This window comes from Azospirillum sp. UFLA03-27 (assembly GCF_059803775.1).
Genome location: NZ_JAUQTX010000393.1, coordinates 1 through 3811 on the forward strand (window position 1 = coordinate 1; position 3811 = coordinate 3811).

Sequence of the window (3811 nt, forward strand, 5' to 3'; positions counted from 1 at the left end):
CAGGGCCGGAAGGGGCGGCGGGGCTGATCCTGCATTTCATCGACATGACCGAGCGCAAGGGGCTGGAGGCCCAGTTCGCCCAGTCGCAGAAGATGCAGGCGGTCGGCCAGCTGGCCGGCGGCGTCGCCCACGACTTCAACAACCTGCTGACCGCGATGATCGGCTTCTGCGATCTGCTGCTGCTGCGCCACAAGCCGGGCGACCAGTCCTTCAGCGACATCATGCAGATCAAGCAGAACGCCAACCGCGCGGCCAACCTCGTGCGGCAGCTCCTGGCCTTCTCGCGCCAGCAGACGTTGCAGCCGCGCATCCTCAGCGTGACCGATGTGCTGGCCGAGCTTGGCAACCTGATGCGCCGGCTGATCGGCGAGAACATCGAGCTGAAGATGCTCCACGGCCGCGACATCGGCTACGTCAAGGTGGACCAGAACCAGCTCGAGCAGGTGATCATCAACCTTGTGGTCAACGCGCGCGACGCCATGGCCGGTGGCGGGCGACTGACCATCGTCACCTCCAACCATGTGGTGGAACAGGCGCAGCGCCGCGAGCACGAGACCATTCCGGCCGGCGACTACGTGTCCATCGAGGTGATCGACACCGGCTGCGGCATTCCCAAGGAGAATCTCCAGCGCATCTTCGAGCCCTTCTTCACCACCAAGGGCGTGGGGTCCGGCACCGGCCTGGGGCTGTCCACCGTCTACGGCATTGTCCGCCAGACCGGCGGCTTCGTGCTGGTCGAGTCGGAGAAGGGGGAGGGGACGACCTTCACCATTCTGCTGCCCCGCCACAAGGGCGAGGCGCGCCCCGACCAGGGCGAGCCGCGGGAGCGGCGCGGCAGCGACCTGACCGGCTCCGGCACCATCATGCTGGTGGAGGACGAGGACGCCGTGCGCGTCTTCTCCGCCCGCGCGTTGCGCAACAAGGGTTATCAGGTCCTGGAGGCCAAGAACGGCGAGGCCGCGTTGCAGCAGATCGGCACGGACGGCAACCGCATCGACCTGCTGATCACCGACGTGGTGATGCCGCAGATGGACGGACCGACCCTGGCTCGCCATGTCCGGCAGGTGCGGCCCGACATGCGGGTGATCTTCATCTCCGGCTACGCCGAGGACCGGCTGGGCGAAATCGACGGGGTCGAGGTCGCCCACTTCCTGCCCAAGCCCTTCTCCCTGAAGCAGTTGGCTTCCAAGGTGAAGGAGGTCATCCGGGACGGCAAATAGCGGTGGCCGGGGAGGCCGCGGCGCCGTCTATCCGACGCGCCAGCCGTGATAGGTCCAGCGTTCCGTTCCCGGAACGTCGAGAGCCTCCCACCCGTGACGGCCGGTGCCGATCGGGCGGTCTGACAGGACGAGCGCGCCCGGCGCCAGGAAAGGTTCGGCCAGCCCGCCGATCCACTGGCGGATGCCGTCCTCGTCGTCTTCCTGCGCGCTGCCGATGTCGGCGTGGGCCAGCCGAACCGCACCGCGGAAGCGCTCCGCCGCGGCGGGCAGCGTGTCCCGGAAATCGCCGAGGAAAAGCCGGTCCTCGTCCGGCCGCAGGGAGGCGGGAACGCGCGCCCACATGTCGAAGACCAGGATGTCGCGTGGTGGGAACAGGCTGCGCAGATGGTCGTAGGTGCGGCCCTTTCCCAGGCCGATCTCCATCACTAGGCCAGGGGTTCCTGCAACGCAGCCGGCGGCCCAGCCGAGGGCGACGCGCTGGGTGGTGAGGCGGTCGATCATGCGGTCGAGCGTGGAGTGGACGGTCGTCATGCGTGGCTCTTCGGGAGGCGTTGGCGGAGCATCTCCTCTTGAACGCCGCAGTTGGAATTCCGTTGCACGGCGCCGAATCGTTCCTAACTTACGATGAGAACATTCGCGGAACTTAGGGCTTTGCGAAGAGGAACAAAGCTGGTACATTCCCTCTCACCGAATGACCGTTGGTGAGATCGTTGGCCCTGGGGCCGCGGATGTGATCTAACAAGGGGAGACGGGCATGTCGTCCGCACAGCTTCGTTTGGTCGAGAAGGATTCCATGGATAAGCAGAAGGCCCTGGATGCCGCTCTGGCGCAGATCGAGCGCGCCTTTGGCAAGGGCTCGATCATGAAGCTCGGCGCCCGCGAGAACACGGTCGAGACGGAGGTCGTTTCCACCGGCTCTCTCGGCCTCGACATCGCGCTGGGCATCGGCGGCCTGCCGCGCGGCCGCATCATCGAGATTTACGGGCCGGAAAGCTCGGGCAAGACGACGCTGGCGCTGCACGCCATTGCCCAGGCCCAGAAGGGCGGCGGCACCTGCGCCTTTGTGGACGCGGAGCACGCCCTGGACCCGTCCTATGCCCGCAAGCTGGGCGTGAACGTGGACGAGCTGCTGATCTCCCAGCCCGACGCCGGTGAGCAGGCTCTGGAGATCGCCGACACGCTGGTGCGCTCCGGCGCCGTCGACGTGCTGGTGGTCGACTCGGTGGCAGCATTGGTGCCGCGCGCCGAGCTGGAAGGCGAGATGGGCGACAGCCACGTCGGCCTGCACGCCCGCCTGATGAGCCAGGCGCTGCGCAAGCTGACCGGCTCCATCGCCAAGTCGAACTGCCTGGTGATCTTCATCAACCAGATCCGCCTGAAGATCGGCGTGATGTTCGGCAACCCGGAGACGACGACGGGCGGCAACGCGCTGAAGTTCTACGCCTCCGTCCGTCTGGACATCCGCCGCATCGGCGCGATCAAGGACCGCGAGACGGTGGTGGGCAACCAGACCCGCGTCAAGGTGGTGAAGAACAAGATGGCCCCGCCGTTCCGCGTGGTCGAGTTCGACATCATGTACGGCGAGGGCGTGTCGAAGGTGGGCGAGCTTCTCGACCTCGGCATCCAGGCCGGCGTGGTGGAGAAGTCGGGCGCGTGGTTCAGCTACGACGGCACCCGGATCGGCCAGGGCCGCGAGAACGCCAAGAACTACCTGCGCAACAACCCGGCCACGGCCGACGCCATCGAGGCGAAGATCCGCGGCAACGCCGGCCTTGTCGCCGACGCCATGATGGGCACCCCGGAGGCCGACGGCGAGGCCGCCACGCCGGAGTGATTCGGGCGTTCCGTCGCCGACAGAATGGCCCCTCTCCGGTTCGCTGGAGAGGGGCCTTTTCTTTGTGCGGAGAGCTGGAGAAATGGTTCCGCTTAGAACGGAACGATCAGGCGGCCCCAGGCGCGGGTGTCCTTGCCGCCGTAGTTGGTCTCGCTGACCGTGCGGGTCAGGTAGCCCTGCAGGATCACCTTGTCGAAGTTGTAGCCGGCCAGGGCACCCAGGGCGATCTGGTCCTGCTTCCGGTAGGTGGAGGTCGGCTTGTTCAAATCCCAGGAGGCGAAGCCGACCGGGCCGACTGTCCACTTTCCGAAATTCTTCGTGGCGGTGACGTCGATGTTCAGGAAGTCCGGGTTGAGCGTCCGCGATTCCGAACGGGTGTGGATGCCGTAGATCGTGTTGGCGGTCAGGTTCCAGTCGTCGGCGGTGTAGCTGATGCCGAGGCGCTGGTTGATCGAGGTCGAGTCGAAGCCCAGCTTGTTGCCCACCGGCAGATAGACGCCCAGCAGGTAGCTGACGCCGAGGCCGTTCCCCAGGTCCCACGCCAACTGGCTCGCCAGGAACGGGTTGTAGATGCCGCTCGTGTAATCGCTGTTCTGGACGCCCACGGCAAGTGCCGGCAGGGCGGCCAGCAACTGAAGGCGGGCACCCAGGACCTTGGCGGGCGTCGCCCAGGCCAGCACGGGACTGTCTGAAATTTCGTGTACGGGCCATAACTTCGGGACCGAAGGAGGCCCCGCATGGCACGACGCAAACAACC

Annotated in this window: 4 protein-coding genes; 2 read left to right on the forward strand and 2 right to left on the reverse strand. The window is 66.4% G+C overall.

Going from position 1 to position 3811, the window contains the following annotated elements:
* The coding region (locus Q4I23_RS31245) for an ATP-binding protein (protein ID WP_498528794.1) at positions 1-1220 on the forward strand (1220 nt) is incomplete at its 5' end.
* A gap of 27 nt (positions 1221-1247) precedes the next feature.
* On the opposite strand, the gene Q4I23_RS31250 is transcribed toward Q4I23_RS31245, so the two are convergent.
* On the reverse strand, positions 1248-1751 hold the full coding sequence (locus tag Q4I23_RS31250; RefSeq protein WP_454018727.1) for a class I SAM-dependent methyltransferase: 504 nt from the start codon (positions 1749-1751) through the stop codon (positions 1248-1250).
* A gap of 223 nt (positions 1752-1974) precedes the next feature.
* Here Q4I23_RS31250 and recA point away from each other — a divergent pair, with 223 nt between their 5' ends.
* Positions 1975-3054, forward strand: a complete 1080-nt coding sequence (recA, locus tag Q4I23_RS31255) for a recombinase RecA (RefSeq protein WP_014240962.1) — start codon at positions 1975-1977, stop codon at positions 3052-3054.
* A gap of 92 nt (positions 3055-3146) precedes the next feature.
* Here the strand turns inward: recA and Q4I23_RS31260 are convergent, their stop codons facing one another.
* Positions 3147-3734, reverse strand: a complete 588-nt coding sequence (locus Q4I23_RS31260) for a transporter (RefSeq protein ID WP_498528795.1) — start codon at positions 3732-3734, stop codon at positions 3147-3149.
* Positions 3735-3811 lie beyond the last annotated feature (77 nt).

What these genes read in the sequence shown, in the direction of transcription:
- Q4I23_RS31250 (WP_454018727.1), bottom strand. Translation starts at nt 1,751, where the DNA reads ATGACGACCGTCCACTCCACGCTCGACCGCATGATCGACCGCCTCACC.
- recA (WP_014240962.1), top strand. Translation starts at nt 1,975, where the DNA reads ATGTCGTCCGCACAGCTTCGTTTGGTCGAGAAGGATTCCATGGATAAG.